This window comes from Streptomyces sp. NPDC091287 (assembly GCF_044768525.1).
Taxonomy (GTDB): Bacteria; Actinomycetota; Actinomycetes; order Streptomycetales; family Streptomycetaceae; genus Streptomyces.
On the sequence record NZ_JBIVUV010000012.1, the window covers coordinates 202,671 to 216,619 of the forward strand.

Consider the following 13,949-nt stretch of genomic DNA (forward strand, 5'->3'; position numbering starts at 1 on the left):
CCGGGACCGCGGTCCCGGTTCCAGTCCCGATTCCGGTTCCAGTCCCGATTCCGGTCCCGGTCCCGGTTCCGGTCCCGGTTCCGGTCCCGGCGGCGGGCGGGGCTCAGAACACGTCCGGGCACCACGGCCGCCGGCCCGTACGGAACACGGCGTCCGCCGTCGTCGCCGCACCCGTCCGCAGCTCCTCGGCCCGACCCAGGTCCACCAGCCGCCGCACGGACTCGTCGCCCAGATACAGCGTCGCCAACTCGGCCACGCCCAGGGCCAGATCGGCGCTCCGAGTGGTCGGGACGCACCGGGCGCCGGAGGTCGAGGCGTCCAGCAGGAAACGGCCCCCGGCCAGCCCCGCCTCGTCCCGGACGTCCAGGACGAGCGACGCCTCGGTGCCGTAGGTCCGGGCCTCCAGGGCGCGCGGCACGTCCAGCATCCGCAGCCACAGCCAGTCCACGTTCGTGATCATCCGGGCCGCGCGCGGGTCGGGCAGCAGCAGCGGAAGCAGGTCGTCGGGGGCGCGGTGGCCCGAGCGGACCGTGGTGATCCAGTCGACCGAGCAGAGGTAGTGCCACAGGGCCCGCTCGGCCGCCGGGTTCAGCGCGATCATGTCCCGTACGGAGGCGGTGTTCTGCGGCTGCATGGCGTCGCCCCACTCGTCGTCCGCGCTGTACGTCATCAGGCCGTCGATCTCACCGTCCGCGGCGCGGTGCACGACGTAGAACGGCTCGGTCCACTTGTCGTGCTCCGAAAGGGGCGTGGCCCCTGTGCGCAGCCGCCACCAGCGCTCGTCGCGGGTGACGACGCCGGGCTGCCGGGCGGCGAGCGCTCCATGCACCTCGGGGCCGATCTTGCGGATGTCCGCGCCGTCCACCATCTCGATCCGGCCGCCGCCCGCCGGCTGCCCCGAGCGGCGCGGGTCGAGACCGGCCCGGTGCACGGAGACCTCCCACACCGCGTTCCAGGCGGCGGGGCCGAAGCCGTACCGCCCGTAGATCGGGTACTCGGCGGCGATCAGCGAGGCGACCGGCTCGCCGCGCTCCTTGGCCGCCGCCAGGTCCGACGCCATCATCCGGCTGAGCAGTCCGCGTCGGCGGTGCGTGGGCGCCACCGTGACCCCGGTGATCGCGTCGGCCGCCACGGTGGCCCCGCCCACGACGGTCAGCTCCTGGGCGAACGAGCGGAACGTCGCCACACAGCGCCCGGCGTCGAACACGCCCTGGAGGCGGGAGAGATCGATGCTGACGAGCCGGTCCGCGACATCGTCCTCGCCCGGCCTGCCGGCGGTCAGGAAACCGTTCTGCACGGCCCTCAGCCAGTCGGGGTAGTCGGACGCGGTGACGGTACGGACATCGAGGCTCATCCCTTCACGCTAGGCAGGCGCTCCTCAGAATGTCGCGCGAATTTGCCCGACCTCCGCCGCCCCGCCCAGCAACGGCGAACGCCCGATCCGGGCGACCACCGGGGCGTCCACGCCCAGCAGCGCCAGGGCGCGGGCCAGCACCGGGCCGAGCGCCCGGGTGGCGCCGTCGTCGATCTTGAAGGCGAGGGCCCGGCCGTCGGCCAGCGCCACCGCCTGGACCGCCTCGGCGCCCATCTTGGAGAGCGTCCCCGGCACCTCGCGCATCAGCCAGGTGTCCGGACGCCGGGTGCCCGCGACGTACTCCGGGTGGGCGCGCATCGCGTCCGCGACCCGGCGCTCGGCGCTCCCGGGCTCCGCGAGCACGAAGGACCGGAAGGCGCGGGCCAGGCCGGTCAGCCCGATCGCCATCAGCGGGGCCCCGCAGCCGTCCGTGCCGAGCGCCGCGACCGGCTCGCCGGCGGCTTCGGCGACGACCTGCCCGACGAGCTGCTGGAGCGGATGGTCCGGGGCGAGGTAGGTCGCGGTGTCCCAGCCGTTGCGGACGCAGACGGCGAGCATGGCCGCGTGCTTGCCGGAGCAGTTCATCGTGATCCGCTCGCGCACGTTCCCGCATCCGAGGTAGGCCTCCGCCTCCACCGGGTCCAGCGGCAGGTCCGGCGGGGTCCGGAGGTCGGCGGTGCTCAGCCCGTGCTCGGCGAGCATCTTCCGTACGAGGTCGAGGTGGAAGGGCTCCCCGGAGTGGCTCGCGGCGGCCAGCGCCAGCCGTTCGCCCGAGAGGTCGAGGCCGGCCCGCAGGATCGCGGCGGCCTGCATCGGCTTGTTGGAGGACCGGGGGAAGACCGGCGCCGCCGGGTCCCCGATCGCCCGCTCCACGCTGCCGTCGGCGGCCAGCAGAACCAGCGATCCCCGGTGGTGCCCCTCCGTGAACCCGGAGCGCACGACCTCGGCCAGGACGGGCGGGGCGGGGGCCGGGACGGTGGATATGGCGGACGGGGCGTCGGTGGACGTCATGGTGGCCTTCCGGGGACGGGGGTGCGGGACCCGCGCCCGGAAGGGTCGCTTCAGGCGAGCAGGTCGTCTACTTGTGCTTCCCCGTCACGGTACCTGCGGGCGATCTCCGCGCCGCAATCGTCGGCGGTGCGCTGGAGCTCGTGACGGCGGCGGGAGACCTGCTGTTCGTAGCGGACGAGCCGGCCCATCGCCGAGTGCAGCTCCTCGTCCGTCCGGGCGTCCAGGTCGGACAGCTGGACCTCGGCGAGGTTCTCCGCGGCGAGCCGCCGGAACTCGTCGCCGCGCGGCGTCGTCAGCGTGACGTGCCGCGCGGAGGTGCGGTGCCGGGACGGGGTGTCGGTCAGGATCTCGGAGAGCCGGCTCACCACCGCCGCGTCCTCCACCGGGGCCTCCGGGTCCCGGCGACGGGCCAGTTCGGCGCGGAGGATGTCGATCCGGCCCTGCACCAGCCGGCGTACGTAACTGAGGTCGGCCTCGTCGCGCTGGGCGTCCCGGCGCAGCGTCCGCAGCTCCGGCAGCCGCAGCCCGCCGAAGCCCGCGTCGCCGCCGGCCTGCTCGGGCACGGTGGCGGCTGCCGCGGGCGTCGCGGGTGGCGGTACGGGACTCTGCCCCGGCAGACTGCGCTGTACGGGTGACCGCAGGGTGCTGGTGCGGTGACGTGCGCCCGGTACGGCTCCGGGAGATTGTCCGGCTCCATAGGTACTCATGCTGTTCCGTCCCCTCGACCGGTGCGTCGGCACACCGACATCGTGCATCGTGCCACTCCGCACGGTGCCGATGCAGGTGCTCTGTACCCGTTCAGCCCAAGATAGGTTGGTCTGTATGCGTGCAGTGGTACAGAGAGTGGACGGCGCGAGCGTCTCCGTCGCCGGTGCGAAGGAAGATCCCTCGGCCCCCGGAATCGTCGGGGAGATCGTCGGCGAGGGCCTGTGTGTGCTGGTCGGGGTCGCCCATGACGACACCCCGGAGAAGGCGGCGCAGCTGGCCCGCAAGCTCTGGTCGGTGCGCGTCCTGGAGGGCGAGAAGTCCTGTTCGGATGTGAACGCCCCCCTCCTGGTGATTTCTCAGTTCACTCTCTACGGGGACGCCCGCAAGGGCCGCCGGCCCACCTGGAACGCCGCCGCGCCCGGCGAGGTGGCCGAGCCGCTGGTGGACGAGGTCGTGGCGCGGCTGCGGGCCCTGGGAGCGCACGTGGAGACGGGCCGATTCGGAGCGGACATGCGGGTCTCGCTCACGAATCACGGCCCGTTCACGGTGATCATCGAGGTGTGACGGCGGGCGCGGGAACCGGAGTGCTACGGCTCCACGACCGTCTCCTGGGCTGCCGCCGTGTCGCCGGCGAGCAGCTCCGCGTCGACGGCCACGTTCCGCTTGACCAGGGCGAGGGCGATCGGGCCCAGCTCGTGGTGGCGGGCCGAGGTGGTGATGAAGCCGAGCTGACGGCCCTCCTGACCGTCGGCGGCCAGCCGCACCGGCGTCCCGTGGCCGGGGAGGTGCACCTCGCTGCCGTCCAGGTGCAGGAAGACGAGTCGGCGCGGCGGCTTCCCCAGGTTGTGGACGCGGGCGACGGTCTCCTGACCCCGGTAGCAGCCCTTCTGGAGGTGGACGGCGCCGCCGATCCAGCCCAGCTCGTGCGGGATGGTGCGGTGGTCGGTCTCGAAGCCGACGCGCGGCCGGTGGCCCTCCACGCGCAGCGCCTCGTACGCCAGGATCCCGGCGGCGGGGCCGTGGGCGGCGGCGTACGCCTCCAGGTCGGCGCGGGGCAGGAACAGGTCCCGGCCCTGCGGGGTCTCCCGTACGGCCGCCCCGTCCGGGACCTCGGCGATGGAGCCGGCCGGGAGGTGGACGACCGAGATGTCGCCGGTGCGGTCGGCGACCTCGACCCGGTAGAAGAACTTCATCGACTCCAGGTAGGCGATCAGCTCGCCCTGGGTGTCCGGCTCGACGTGCATCCACACCGTCGTGCCGTCGTCGACCAGATACATCGCGTGCTCGATGTGCCCGTTGGCGGACAGGATGAGCGCCTCGGTGGCCTGGTGCGGGGCGAGGTCGCTGACGTGCTGGGTGATCAGCAGGTGCAGCCAGCTCAGCCGGTCGTCGCCGGTGACGGTGACGACGCCCCGGTGGGAGAGGTCGACGAAGCCGTTGCCGTCGGCCAGCGCGCGTTGCTCGCGGAACAGGTCGCCGTAGTGCGCGGCGACACCTTCGTCGCGGCCTTCGGCGGGAACGGCACCGGGCAGGGACAGCAAGGGGCTCTTCATGCGCCCAGCCTACGACTTGGCGGCGGCGCCCTTCGCTGGCGTGTTCGCACCCGCGTCGGCGGTCCGGTCAGCGGTCCCGCCGACGGCCCTGTCCACGACCACGCCCGCGGCCCCGTCCGCTGCCCCGTCCGCCGCCGTTTTCGCGGCCGCGCACCCCGCGCAGCGGCCGAAGATCGCGAAGTGCTTCATGTCCGTCTCGAAGCCGAAATCGGCGCGCAGCTTCTCGGTGAACTCGGCGACGACGGAGAGATCCGCCTCGATGACGTCCGCACAGTCCCGGCAGACCAGGTGGATGTGGTGGTGCCGGTCGGCCAGGTGGTACGTCGGGGCGCCGTGCCCCAGATGGGCGTGGCTGACGAGACCGAGCTCCTCCAGGAGCTCCAGGGTCCGGTACACCGTGGAGATGTTCACGCCGGACGCGGTCCTGCGCACCTCGCACAGGATGTCGTCCGGAGTCGCGTGCTCCAGGTCGTCGACCGCCTCCAGGACGAGCTGACGCTGGGGGGTCAGCCGGTAGCCGCGCTGCCGAAGATCGGTCTTCCAGTCGGTGCTCACCACACGCCCAGTGTAGGGCGGGGTGAGCACCGGACAGCAGCCCCGGCCCCGGGCGGGCTCCCTGCGGGAAGAATCCCCGCCCGAGGAACCCCCGCTCGATGAGTCCCTACTTGAAGAACGCGATGCCGTCGTCGGGCATGTCCTCGAGGTTCCGCGCCATCTCGGCGACCTCCTCGGGGGTGACGACCTTCTTCAGGTGCGCCGACATGTACGGACGCAGCTCGACCTCCGGGGTGGCCTTCTCGCCGACCCACATGAGGTCGCTCTTGACGTACCCGTAGAGCCGCTTGCCGCCGCTGTACGGGCCGGAGGCCGCCGTGCGGGCCACCGCGTCGGTGACCAGGTCGATCTGCGGCTTCTGGTTGGCCAGCTCGCCGTACCAGATCTCGATGACGCCCTGGTCGCGGGCCATGACGACCTCGACCTTGCGGTCCTTGTCGATGCGCCAGTAGCCGGTCTCGGTCTCCAGCGGCCGGACCTGCTTGCCCTCGTCGTCCAGGACCCAGGTGTGGGAGACGTACTCCAGGAAGTCACGGCCGTCGTGGCTGAAGGTGACTTCCTGGCCGAAGTTGCACTTCTCGGCGCCGGGGAAGTCGGAAACGCCCGCGCCCGCCCAGTTGCCGAGGAGGAAGGCCAGCGGGACGAGGTCCGGGTGGAGGTCGGACGGAATCTCGATCATGAGCGGCTCAGACGATCTGTGAGGGTGCGAGGGGTGGGCGGGAACCGTGGGAACGGCGAAGGTCAGCGCTGGCCCTGGTACAGCTTCTTCACGGTGATCGCGGCGAAGGCGGTGACGCCCACGCAGACCAGGATCAGCAGGGCGGTGAAGAATGCCTCAAGCACAGGGAGCTCCTCGTGACGAGCGGGTGGCGGCGGTGACAGGGCCGGGCCCCCAGCCTAATGGGTGGGGGCCCTGCCTTCTCGTCCAGGTGCCGGTCGCGGGCCGCGCCCGCGGGTCTCAGGCGAGCAGCTGGTTCTGCAGGATCAGCGTCTGCTGGAAGGGGATGCGGCCGGTCTCCCGCTTTCCGGCGCGCTCGTGCACGACGAGGGCGAGCGTGTCCCCCGCCAGGGTGTACGCCTGCCGGACGTGCTCGGCCCCGAAGGGCGCCTGCTCGGCGAAGACGAACGACGAGAGGTTCTCGATGTCGTTGTCCGAGCCCCAGGTGTCGTCGAACTCGGTGGTGTCGGTGCGGTCCAGCGGCGTACCGGCCGAGTAGCCCACGTTCAGGTCGTCGAGCATGCGGCTCGCGAACGCCGTCGAGTTGAACCGCACCAGGTAGATCCGGGACGTCGTGCCGTCCGGCATGGTCCAGCCGCGTGCCGCGATGTGGCGCGGCGCGGCGTCCTTCAGGAGCTGGGACACCGACGGCCGGTCCTGTTTCCGGTAGGCGTCGAGGAACGTCTCCGTGGAGACCCAGCCGCCGGGCAGTTTCTTTTCCGGCACCGCTCCGGCGGGGGCCGGCAGCAGCAGCTCGCGCAGGTCGGCGTGGTGGATCTCGGCCGGGTTGCCGTCCCCGAACGGCCGGGGCGAACCGGCCGGGAGCGCGGGCAGGGACAGTTCCGGATAGTCCCAGCGTCCGTCGCTCTCGGTGGCGAGCCCGGGGACGTCGGTCCGCTCCAGGGAGGCGATCCCGAAGGCCGTACCGGTGCCGAGCACCCCGAACGCCAGCGCGGCGGCGGTCCACCGGGCCACGGCGCGCAGGACCCGCCGGGGCGGCTTCGGCGACGCTTCGGGCGCCTCGGGCGGGAGGACGGGCGGCGCGAACACGTTGACCGACGGCGGTGCTTCGGGCATCGCGGGCGTCCCGGTGGCTCCGGGGGTTACCGTCTGCTCGCTCATACGTACTCCCCCGGGGACGCGATGTGGTCGAGCTGGTCCTTCACCAGGTCCCCGACCTCGGACGGGCTGAACGGCTTGCTGCCGTTCGCGTCGACGGTCACCGAGACCTCTCCCTCGTACGCGACGCAGGTGACGCCGTCGAGGCTCTTCTTGTCGCCCTTGGGCAGCCGGTAGCAGGTCACCCTCTTGTGGCCGTCGACCTTCGGCCCCTTGCGGAAGAAGTCGAAGGAGTCCAGCAGCTTCTTCCGGTTCAGGTACGAGGCGCGGACCGCCCGCTTGTCCTGCATCTTCGTGACCTGGATGTTCACGACGAGGTCGTGGGAGTCCGCGGTGTACGAGCGCTGCGCGATGCCCCGGATACGGAGCTTCTCGATGGACTTGTTCAGCTCGCGGCGGTCCTTCCCGGCCAGGCCGCGTCCCATCTCCTTCATCGCGGCTGCGGCCTTGCCGCCGCTCGTCTCGCTGTCGTTGCCGAGTTCTCCGATGTCCGGGCCGAGGCGGTAGCCCTTGGGCACCGGGAGCAGGAGCTTGGTCAGCTCGGTGTCGTGGCGGCCCCGGGACGGCTCGCCCGCCGGGTCCTCGCCGGTGGGTGCGTGGTCCTCGTCCCAGACGGTCGTGGTGACCGTCCGGTCGGCGGTGTCCACAGTGTTCTTCGCGTACCCGGCCGCGCCGCCGACCGCCCCGAGCACCAGGACGACGGGCAGCGCGGTCAGCGCCACCCGGCGCACCCGGCGGCCGGGGGTGGGGGCGGCGGGCCCGGCCTCACCGGTGGGCCCTGCCTCCGCGGCCTCCCCGGTCGGCTCGGTCGGCTCGGCCGGCCCGGTCACGGGATTCCTCTCGTCGTCGTTCACAGCCGCTCCAGTTGTCGCTCGGCCAGCGTCCGGATGGCCTTCTTGCCGATGGGGACGGTGTCGGAGATGTGGATGTCGAGCACGATGTCGCCGCGCACGGCCAGGGCCCTGGCCCGGTACGACGGGAGGTATCCCGCCTCCCGCTCGACCGGGTAGAGGAAGTAGCGGCCCTCGCCGCTGCCCTTGATCGCGTCCCCCTCGTTGCCCGCACCGCGCTTGTCCCGCGGCATGTACACCAGCTGGCTTTCGAGGTGCTCCGCCGCGCCGAGCACGTCGCCGGACCGGAACTGGAGCAGGTGGACCTCGGTCTCCCGGTACTTCCCCTGTTCCCACGCGACCGAGGCGACCCGGCGCAGTCCTTGCTCGGTCAGCGCCTCGAACACGTAGTGCGGGTCCTTGTAGTTCATCTCGGCGTACTGGTCGATCGGCTCCCAGCCGTCGCCGAGGCCCAGCTCGTCGGTGATCGTCTTCTTCGCGCCCTCGGGCCGGTCGACGAGCAGCTTGCGCAGGTCTCCGTCCGTCCTGACCCGCCGGTCCTGGGCCACGGGCAGCGGGGCCGGAGCCCGGTCGGCGGACAGCGGCTTCGCCGGGTGGCCGAGGCCGGGCTGCGACAGGGCGGCCAGGGGCGTCGGCGCCCGCTCGGCCTGGATGCCGTAGCCCACGGCCGCTCCGCCCGAGATCCCGAGCAGCGCCGCCGCCGCGATGATCAGCGTCGTACGTCCGCGCGGCCGGCGGCGTACGGGCGCGTCGGCGACGGCCGGCGACTCCGCCGGCCCGGGCGGCACGGGCGGCACGGGCGGCACGGGTGCGGGCCCCTCCGGCGCGGCAGGAATGGTGTCGTTCGGTTCCAAAAGGGGTCCCCCCAAGAGACCTGAAGCGCGGATTCCCTTACCCGCGCGCACAAGTGACCCCCAGGTCAGCGAGGAGGTTGCGTCCCGGACGATTACAGTTCGGCATATGCCGAAGAAGCTTGTGATCAAGGTGACCGCCGGGCCCGAGGCCGCCGAGCGCTGCTCCCAGGCCTTCACCGTGGCGGCCGTGGGCGTCGCCAGCGGTGTGGAGGTCTCGCTCTGGCTGACCGGCGAGTCCTCGTGGTTCGCCCTGCCGGGCCGGGCCGCCGAGTTCGAACTGCCGCACGCGGCCCCGCTGCCGGACCTGCTGGACTCGATCCTGGCGGGCGGCCGGATCACCCTGTGCACCCAGTGCGCGGCCCGGCGTGACATCAGTGAGAAGGACGTGCTGGAGGGCGTACGGATCGCGGGCGCGCAGGTCTTCGTGCAGGAGGCCATGGCGGACGGCGCCCAGGCGCTCGTCTACTGACCGGTCGACCGGGCGGGGGGCTCCCCGGGCTCAGTGGTGCTTCTTGCCGTCCAGTTCGTCCCACCACGCGTCGGACTTCGGGTCGCCGGAGGGGTCGTCCCACCAACGGTCCTCCGGGCCCCGCCGGTTGGCGACCATCGCGGCGACGGGCGGGATCACCATGGCGACCACGCACATGCCGACGGCGACGGGCATGGACCACAGGCGCACCACGGCCCAGGCGGACACGAAGAGCGCGATGCATCCGCCCATCATGAGGAAGTAGTTCCGCCTGCGTCGGGCGTACATGCTTCCAGCGTAGGACGCCCCGGGCCGCCCGCCCACCCGGTGGGGCCCCCGGACGGCACGAAGGGCCGCACCCCGCGTCAGGTGGCGTCCAACCCCCTGGGGTGCGGCCCTTCGGCCGTTCTGCGTGCCGTACGGAACGGCGTGCCGTGGATCCGTGGGGATCAGACGGCGATGGCGACCTCGGAGAGCCCGCCGGTCTGCGCGACGACCGTGCGGTCGGCGCTGCCGCCGGGAACCAGGGCGCGGAGCGTCCAGGTGCCTTCGGCGGCGTAGAACCGGAACTGTCCGGTCGCCGAGGTCGGGACCTCGGCGGTGAACTCGCCGGTCGAGTCCAGCAGCCGCACGTAGCCGGTGACGGGCTCGCCGTCGCGGGTCACGCTGCCCTGGATGGTGGTCTCACCGGGCTTGATCGTCGAAGCGTCGGGGCCACCGGCCTGTGCTCCACACATGGTTCTGTCCTTCTGGTCGGGTCGTGCGGGTCGGTCGGTCGGACGGTCGGACGTGCGGACTACTTGGCGGGGCCGAGCTCGATCGGCACGCCGACGAGGGAGCCGTACTCGGTCCAGGAACCGTCGTAGTTCTTGACGTTCTCCTGGCCGAGCAGCTCGTGGAGCACGAACCAGGTGAGCGCGGAGCGCTCACCGATGCGGCAGTAGGCGATGGTGTCCTTCGCCAGGTCGACCTGCTCGTTCTCGTAGAGCGCCTTGAGCTCGTCGTCCGACTTGAAGGTGCCGTCGTCGTTGGCGTTCTTCGACCACGGGATGTTGCGGGCGCTCGGCACGTGGCCGGGGCGCTGCGACTGCTCCTGCGGGAGGTGGGCCGGGGCGAGCAGCTTGCCGCTGAACTCGTCGGGCGAGCGCACGTCGACCAGGTTCTGGCTGCCGATGGCCTTGACGACGTCGTCGCGGTAGGCGCGGATCGACTCGTCCTGCGGCTTGGCCGTGTACTGGGTGGCCGGGCGCGTCGGGACGGCGTCGGTCAGGTCGCGGGAGTCGAGCTCCCACTTCTTGCGGCCGCCGTCGAGGAGCTTGACGGGGCCGTGGCCGTACAGCTTGAAGTACCAGTAGGCGTAGGACGCGAACCAGTTGTTGTTGCCGCCGTAGAGGACGACCAGCGTGTCGTTGCCGATGCCCTTCTCGCTGAGCAGCTTCTCGAAGCCGGCCTGGTCGACGAAGTCCCTGCGGACCGGGTCCTGGAGGTCCTTGGTCCAGTCGATCCGGATCGCGTTCCTGATGTGGTTCTTCTCGTACGCCGAGGTGTCCTCGTCCACCTCGACGATGGCGACCTTCGGGTCGTCGATGTGGGCCTCGACCCAGTCGGCGTCTACCAGGACGTCGCTGCGGCTCATGTTGTTCTCCTCCGGGGCAGTCTGCGGCGGGGTGGTGCGAGATGCGGAGTTGCTGGGTGCGGGTGTAGGCGCGAAGGCACGGAACGCGGCGCGTACGGGGCACGGGGCCGGCCCTGACGACGGTCGAAGGGCCGGGGAGAAACGGGACGGTGCGAACGCCCCGCTCAGAAGGTGCGACAGAGCATGGCGGCGACGCGGCACAGGTCTACTGCCCGCCGCTTCGTGAGATCCGCCTGTCGCTTCATGGGTCCGATCGTAGGGAGGTACGGACGGAGATGTCACCGTCGTGTCGCATGATGAGACACGATCATCCATGATGTGAGACATGGAAGGGGTGGGTGGGCCCGGGATCGAGCGTGGGGCTCTCCCGAACCTGCCCCGTATCTGCGGACCGGACGCGGGCGTCTCACTATCCGGATCAGTCGTGCCGCCAGGGGGCGGGAGGGGCTCCGTACGGGGTCGGGAAGGGCTCCGTCAGGGGGCGGGAGGGGCTCCGTCGGGGAGCGCGGGGCGGTCGGTCAGTCCGTCAGGGAGACGTCCGAGCCGGTCACCGAGATCTCCAGGCCCTTCTCGGTCACCTTGACCTCCCGGAGCTCCAGGCCCTTCGGCAGTCCGTCGATGTCGCCCTGGAAGTCGGTCTTCTCGCGGACCAGTTGCTCGACGCCGGGGAGCCCCTCGCCCGGCACCTTGTCCGCGCGCACCTTGATCGTGTGACCGTCGACGCGGGTCACGGTGGACAGCACGCTGCGCGAGATCGGCCGGCCGAGGAGCTCGACGGTGCCGGTGACCTTCGCCTTGCCGTTGCCGCCGTACTCCACGACGACGCCGTCGCTGGCCGCCGCCGTCAGGTCCTCGTAGCTGACGAGCGCGGTGCCGGTGGCGCGGGCGGCCGTGGCGCTCCGGTAGCCGGAGCCGAGCTTCACGTCGTGCAGTTCGGCCCGGACCTCGCTGACCCGTATCGCGCGGCCGGCGGCGCTGGTCTCCATGCCGGTGAGGTCGACGTCGACCCGGTCGAGCCGCGAGGCGGCGAGCTGGGTGAGGAAGGGGAAACCCTTGATCGAGATCTCCGTCGTGGCGGGCCCGCCCCCGCTGATCGTGACCCGGTCCTCGGCCTCGGACTCGGCGAAATAGACAGCCGCACGGTCGACGGCGAGGAAGAGGCCGCCGAGCACCACCACCAGGACCAGCAGTATTCGCAGTGCGCGCATGTGTCGTTCCCCCACCTGAGCCGATCGGTCCGTCCCCCTGGCGCCCGTGAGCCTACTGCCGCAGGAGAGGGACACCCTGGATGATCGACGACCGACGGCCCCCGATCGGTTCCCGGGGGGCCGTCGGCGACGGTGGCCGTGCGGCGGTCAGAGGATGGCGCGGCCGACCAGGTAGACGGCCGGGGCCGCCACGGTCAGCGGCAGCGCCACCCCGGCGGTCATGTGCACGAACCGGGACGGGTAGTCATAGCTCGCCACCCGCAGCCCGATGAGCGCGCACCCGCCGACCGCCAGACCGAGCAGCACGCCCTTCGCCCCGAAGTCGGTCGTATTGCCGAAGGTGAGGCCCGCACCCGCACCCGCGAGCAGGGCCACCCCGATGGAGGCGATTCCGGGCAGCGGAAGGGCACGGACGAGCGTGGCCGCCGCGACGGCCGCCCCGCCGACCGTCACCGCGTCCGGGACCGCCGCGAGGAAACCGCCCGCGAGTACCGCGAGCGACGCCGAGACGACCGTGGCCATCAGGCCGTACATCCGCTCGTCGGCCCCCGCGTGGCTGCGGAGCTGGAGGACCACGGTGAGCAGCACCCAGACGCCCAGGGTGCCCAGCAGCGCGGCGGGGCCGTGCTCCCGGCCCGCGGCGAGCAGGGCGACGTCGGCGACCAGACCCCCGGCGAAGGCGAGCGCGATGCCCTGGCGGGCGGGCCACATGCCGTTGAGCCGGAACCATCCGGCAGCCGTCACCGCCTGGAGGAGCACCACCGGGACGAGCAGCGCGTACGGCCCGATCGCCGCGCCCCCGGCGAGCAGCAGGCCGAGCACGGCGGTGAGCGCCGCGGGCTGCATCCCCGGCGCGATGATCGGCGAGCGCCCTTCCGCGCGGGCCCGCTGGGCGTCGGTCATCCGGGCGTTGCCCAGCGTCGTGGGCGCGCTGTAGCCCGTGTCGCCGGCCTCCGGCCGCACGGTCACGGGCTCGGGGGCGGGCACGGGTGTGGCGGGGGCGACAGGCGCGGCGGGCGTGGCCGGGACCTCGGGCGGCAGCGGGAGGGACCCCGAGGCCCCCTGGGGCGGGAGATAAGCGGTGTCGGCCGCCGAAGCCGCCGAGGGCCGGTACGGCTCCCGCGGCCGCCCCTGCCCCTGCGCCTGCCCCTGTTGCTGTGGTTCCCGGTACTGCTGCTGGTGCTGCTGGTGCTGCTGGTGCTGCTGGTGCTGCTGCGAATCCTGGTACTGCTGCTGGTACGGAGAGTGCGGCTCCGGCGTCGCGTACGGGCCGGGCTGCTGCTGTCCGTACGGGCCGGGCTGCTGCTGTCCGTACGGATCGGGCTGAGGCGCCCCGTACGGCCCCGGCTGCTGCGGCTGCCCGTAACCCTGCCCCGGTCCCTGCCCCGGATCCCCCGCCCGGTGCTGTTCCCCGTCCGGGCGGATCGTCGGCTGGTACTGCGTGTCCCAGGTCGGCGCCTGCCACGTCTGCGTCCCGCCCTGGTCGAAGGCGGCCGGGTCCTGGGGCGCGGCGGACTGCCCGGCCGTCCCGTCGGGCCAGTGCGGCGACGCCGGCTGCTGCTGCTGCCGCTCGGGGTCGTACGGATACGGGTACTGCTGATCGCTGCTGCTCATGGCCTGCGGTTCACCCTCCTGCGAACGGCGGGAGCACCTCGACCGTGCCGCCCTCGGCAAGGCGTACGGTCTCATGCCCTCGGGTCCCGACGGGGTTCCCGTCAATGAGGAACGAGCACCGCCGGAGCACCTGGCTCAGTTCGCCGGGGTGCCTTCTGCGCACCGCGTCGAGCGCCTCGGCGAGGGTCTGGGCCGCGTACGGTTCCTCCGCGGTGCCCGCCGCGGCCTTGGCCGCGGCCCAGTAGCGGATCGTCCCCGCTGCCATGGCGCCACTCCTTCGGGTCGGTTCGTCGGACGCC

18 protein-coding genes are annotated in these 13,949 nt (G+C 72.3%); 2 read left to right on the forward strand and 16 right to left on the reverse strand.

All coding sequences use genetic code 11. The annotated features are described in order from the left end of the window. Positions 1 to 103: 103 nt before the first annotated feature. The 3 genes from ACIQRW_RS21840 to ACIQRW_RS21850 are packed head-to-tail and all read right to left on the reverse strand — an operon-like array spanning position 104 to position 3,072. Positions 104 to 1,354, reverse strand: a complete 1,251-nt coding sequence (locus ACIQRW_RS21840) for a GNAT family N-acetyltransferase (RefSeq protein WP_403762769.1) — start codon at positions 1,352 to 1,354, stop codon at positions 104 to 106. Positions 1,355 to 1,378: 24 nt separating this feature from the next. Next, entirely contained in the window at positions 1,379 to 2,365 is a 987-nt protein-coding gene (locus ACIQRW_RS21845) for an asparaginase (protein WP_403762772.1), read from the reverse strand. 50 nt (positions 2,366 to 2,415) lie between these two features. Beyond that, positions 2,416 to 3,072 (reverse strand): ABC transporter substrate-binding protein, encoded by a 657-nt coding sequence (locus ACIQRW_RS21850; protein WP_403762775.1) that lies wholly within the window; start codon positions 3,070 to 3,072, stop codon positions 2,416 to 2,418. A gap of 115 nt (positions 3,073 to 3,187) precedes the next feature. On the opposite strand from ACIQRW_RS21850, the gene dtd reads away from it, so the two are divergent. After that, positions 3,188 to 3,637, forward strand: a complete 450-nt coding sequence (gene dtd, locus ACIQRW_RS21855) for a D-aminoacyl-tRNA deacylase (RefSeq protein WP_403762778.1) — start codon at positions 3,188 to 3,190, stop codon at positions 3,635 to 3,637. Positions 3,638 to 3,660: 23 nt separating this feature from the next. Here dtd and ACIQRW_RS21860 read toward each other — a convergent pair whose 3' ends face one another. From ACIQRW_RS21860 to ACIQRW_RS21885, 6 genes are all read right to left on the reverse strand, one after another. After that, on the reverse strand, positions 3,661 to 4,626 hold the full coding sequence (locus ACIQRW_RS21860; RefSeq protein ID WP_403762780.1) for a YgfZ/GcvT domain-containing protein: 966 nt from the start codon (positions 4,624 to 4,626) through the stop codon (positions 3,661 to 3,663). Between the two features lie 9 nt (positions 4,627 to 4,635). Further along, a complete protein-coding gene (locus tag ACIQRW_RS21865) occupies positions 4,636 to 5,184 on the reverse strand; it encodes a Fur family transcriptional regulator (RefSeq protein WP_403762783.1) in 549 nt (182 codons plus the stop codon). A gap of 103 nt (positions 5,185 to 5,287) precedes the next feature. Then, entirely contained in the window at positions 5,288 to 5,860 is a 573-nt protein-coding gene (locus ACIQRW_RS21870; protein ID WP_069754898.1) for an FABP family protein, read from the reverse strand. Between the two features lie 279 nt (positions 5,861 to 6,139). Next, positions 6,140 to 7,021 (reverse strand): hypothetical protein, encoded by an 882-nt coding sequence (locus ACIQRW_RS21875; protein WP_403762786.1) that lies wholly within the window; start codon positions 7,019 to 7,021, stop codon positions 6,140 to 6,142. Continuing rightward, a complete protein-coding gene (locus ACIQRW_RS21880; protein ID WP_403762789.1) occupies positions 7,018 to 7,872 on the reverse strand; it encodes a hypothetical protein in 855 nt (284 codons plus the stop codon). Before ACIQRW_RS21880 ends, ACIQRW_RS21875 begins: the two co-directional genes overlap by 4 nt. Then, entirely contained in the window at positions 7,869 to 8,723 is an 855-nt protein-coding gene (locus ACIQRW_RS21885; protein WP_403762791.1) for a hypothetical protein, read from the reverse strand. Before ACIQRW_RS21885 ends, ACIQRW_RS21880 begins: the two co-directional genes overlap by 4 nt. 106 nt (positions 8,724 to 8,829) lie before the next feature. Between ACIQRW_RS21885 and ACIQRW_RS21890 the strand changes: the two genes are divergently transcribed. Continuing rightward, positions 8,830 to 9,192: a DsrE family protein gene (locus ACIQRW_RS21890; protein ID WP_210991759.1), complete on the forward strand. Its 363-nt coding sequence runs from the start codon at positions 8,830 to 8,832 to the stop codon at positions 9,190 to 9,192. A gap of 30 nt (positions 9,193 to 9,222) precedes the next feature. On the opposite strand, the gene ACIQRW_RS21895 is transcribed toward ACIQRW_RS21890, so the two are convergent. The 7 genes from ACIQRW_RS21895 to ACIQRW_RS21925 all read right to left on the reverse strand — a co-directional run bounded on the left by ACIQRW_RS21895 (position 9,223) and on the right by ACIQRW_RS21925 (position 13,915). Continuing rightward, a complete protein-coding gene (locus ACIQRW_RS21895) occupies positions 9,223 to 9,480 on the reverse strand; it encodes a DUF3099 domain-containing protein (RefSeq protein ID WP_403762794.1) in 258 nt (85 codons plus the stop codon). Between the two features lie 161 nt (positions 9,481 to 9,641). Then, the gene (locus tag ACIQRW_RS21900; RefSeq protein WP_003968135.1) at positions 9,642 to 9,929 is read right to left on the reverse strand and encodes a DUF1416 domain-containing protein; all 288 of its coding nucleotides are present in this window, start codon (positions 9,927 to 9,929) and stop codon (positions 9,642 to 9,644) included. 59 nt (positions 9,930 to 9,988) lie between these two features. Next, a complete protein-coding gene (locus tag ACIQRW_RS21905) occupies positions 9,989 to 10,828 on the reverse strand; it encodes a sulfurtransferase (RefSeq protein WP_403762797.1) in 840 nt (279 codons plus the stop codon). A gap of 164 nt (positions 10,829 to 10,992) precedes the next feature. Continuing rightward, the gene (locus ACIQRW_RS21910) at positions 10,993 to 11,073 is read right to left on the reverse strand and encodes a putative leader peptide (RefSeq protein ID WP_350310325.1); all 81 of its coding nucleotides are present in this window, start codon (positions 11,071 to 11,073) and stop codon (positions 10,993 to 10,995) included. A 273-nt stretch (positions 11,074 to 11,346) separates the two neighbouring features. Further along, positions 11,347 to 12,036 carry a DUF2993 domain-containing protein gene (locus tag ACIQRW_RS21915; protein WP_403762799.1) on the reverse strand — a complete coding sequence of 230 codons (690 nt, stop codon included), beginning with the start codon at positions 12,034 to 12,036 and terminating at the stop codon, positions 11,347 to 11,349. Between the two features lie 147 nt (positions 12,037 to 12,183). After that, the gene (locus tag ACIQRW_RS21920; RefSeq protein ID WP_403762802.1) at positions 12,184 to 13,650 is read right to left on the reverse strand and encodes a hypothetical protein; all 1,467 of its coding nucleotides are present in this window, start codon (positions 13,648 to 13,650) and stop codon (positions 12,184 to 12,186) included. 10 nt (positions 13,651 to 13,660) lie between these two features. Continuing rightward, on the reverse strand, positions 13,661 to 13,915 hold the full coding sequence (locus ACIQRW_RS21925; protein WP_403762805.1) for a MoaD/ThiS family protein: 255 nt from the start codon (positions 13,913 to 13,915) through the stop codon (positions 13,661 to 13,663). Between the last annotated feature and the right edge of the window lie 34 nt (positions 13,916 to 13,949).

Coding starts and splice junctions, on each gene's coding strand:
- ACIQRW_RS21840 (WP_403762769.1), bottom strand. CDS start 1,354: ATGAGCCTCGATGTCCGTACCGTCACCGCGTCCGACTACCCCGACTGG.
- ACIQRW_RS21845 (WP_403762772.1), bottom strand. CDS start 2,365: ATGACGTCCACCGACGCCCCGTCCGCCATATCCACCGTCCCGGCCCCC.
- ACIQRW_RS21850 (WP_403762775.1), bottom strand. CDS start 3,072: ATGAGTACCTATGGAGCCGGACAATCTCCCGGAGCCGTACCGGGCGCA.
- dtd (WP_403762778.1), top strand. CDS start 3,188: ATGCGTGCAGTGGTACAGAGAGTGGACGGCGCGAGCGTCTCCGTCGCC.
- ACIQRW_RS21860 (WP_403762780.1), bottom strand. CDS start 4,626: ATGAAGAGCCCCTTGCTGTCCCTGCCCGGTGCCGTTCCCGCCGAAGGC.
- ACIQRW_RS21870 (WP_069754898.1), bottom strand. CDS start 5,860: ATGATCGAGATTCCGTCCGACCTCCACCCGGACCTCGTCCCGCTGGCC.
- ACIQRW_RS21875 (WP_403762786.1), bottom strand. CDS start 7,021: ATGAGCGAGCAGACGGTAACCCCCGGAGCCACCGGGACGCCCGCGATG.
- ACIQRW_RS21890 (WP_210991759.1), top strand. CDS start 8,830: ATGCCGAAGAAGCTTGTGATCAAGGTGACCGCCGGGCCCGAGGCCGCC.
- ACIQRW_RS21895 (WP_403762794.1), bottom strand. CDS start 9,480: ATGTACGCCCGACGCAGGCGGAACTACTTCCTCATGATGGGCGGATGC.
- ACIQRW_RS21900 (WP_003968135.1), bottom strand. CDS start 9,929: ATGTGTGGAGCACAGGCCGGTGGCCCCGACGCTTCGACGATCAAGCCC.
- ACIQRW_RS21905 (WP_403762797.1), bottom strand. CDS start 10,828: ATGAGCCGCAGCGACGTCCTGGTAGACGCCGACTGGGTCGAGGCCCAC.
- ACIQRW_RS21910 (WP_350310325.1), bottom strand. CDS start 11,073: ATGAAGCGACAGGCGGATCTCACGAAGCGGCGGGCAGTAGACCTGTGC.
- ACIQRW_RS21915 (WP_403762799.1), bottom strand. CDS start 12,036: ATGCGCGCACTGCGAATACTGCTGGTCCTGGTGGTGGTGCTCGGCGGC.
- ACIQRW_RS21920 (WP_403762802.1), bottom strand. CDS start 13,650: ATGAGCAGCAGCGATCAGCAGTACCCGTATCCGTACGACCCCGAGCGG.
- ACIQRW_RS21925 (WP_403762805.1), bottom strand. CDS start 13,915: ATGGCAGCGGGGACGATCCGCTACTGGGCCGCGGCCAAGGCCGCGGCG.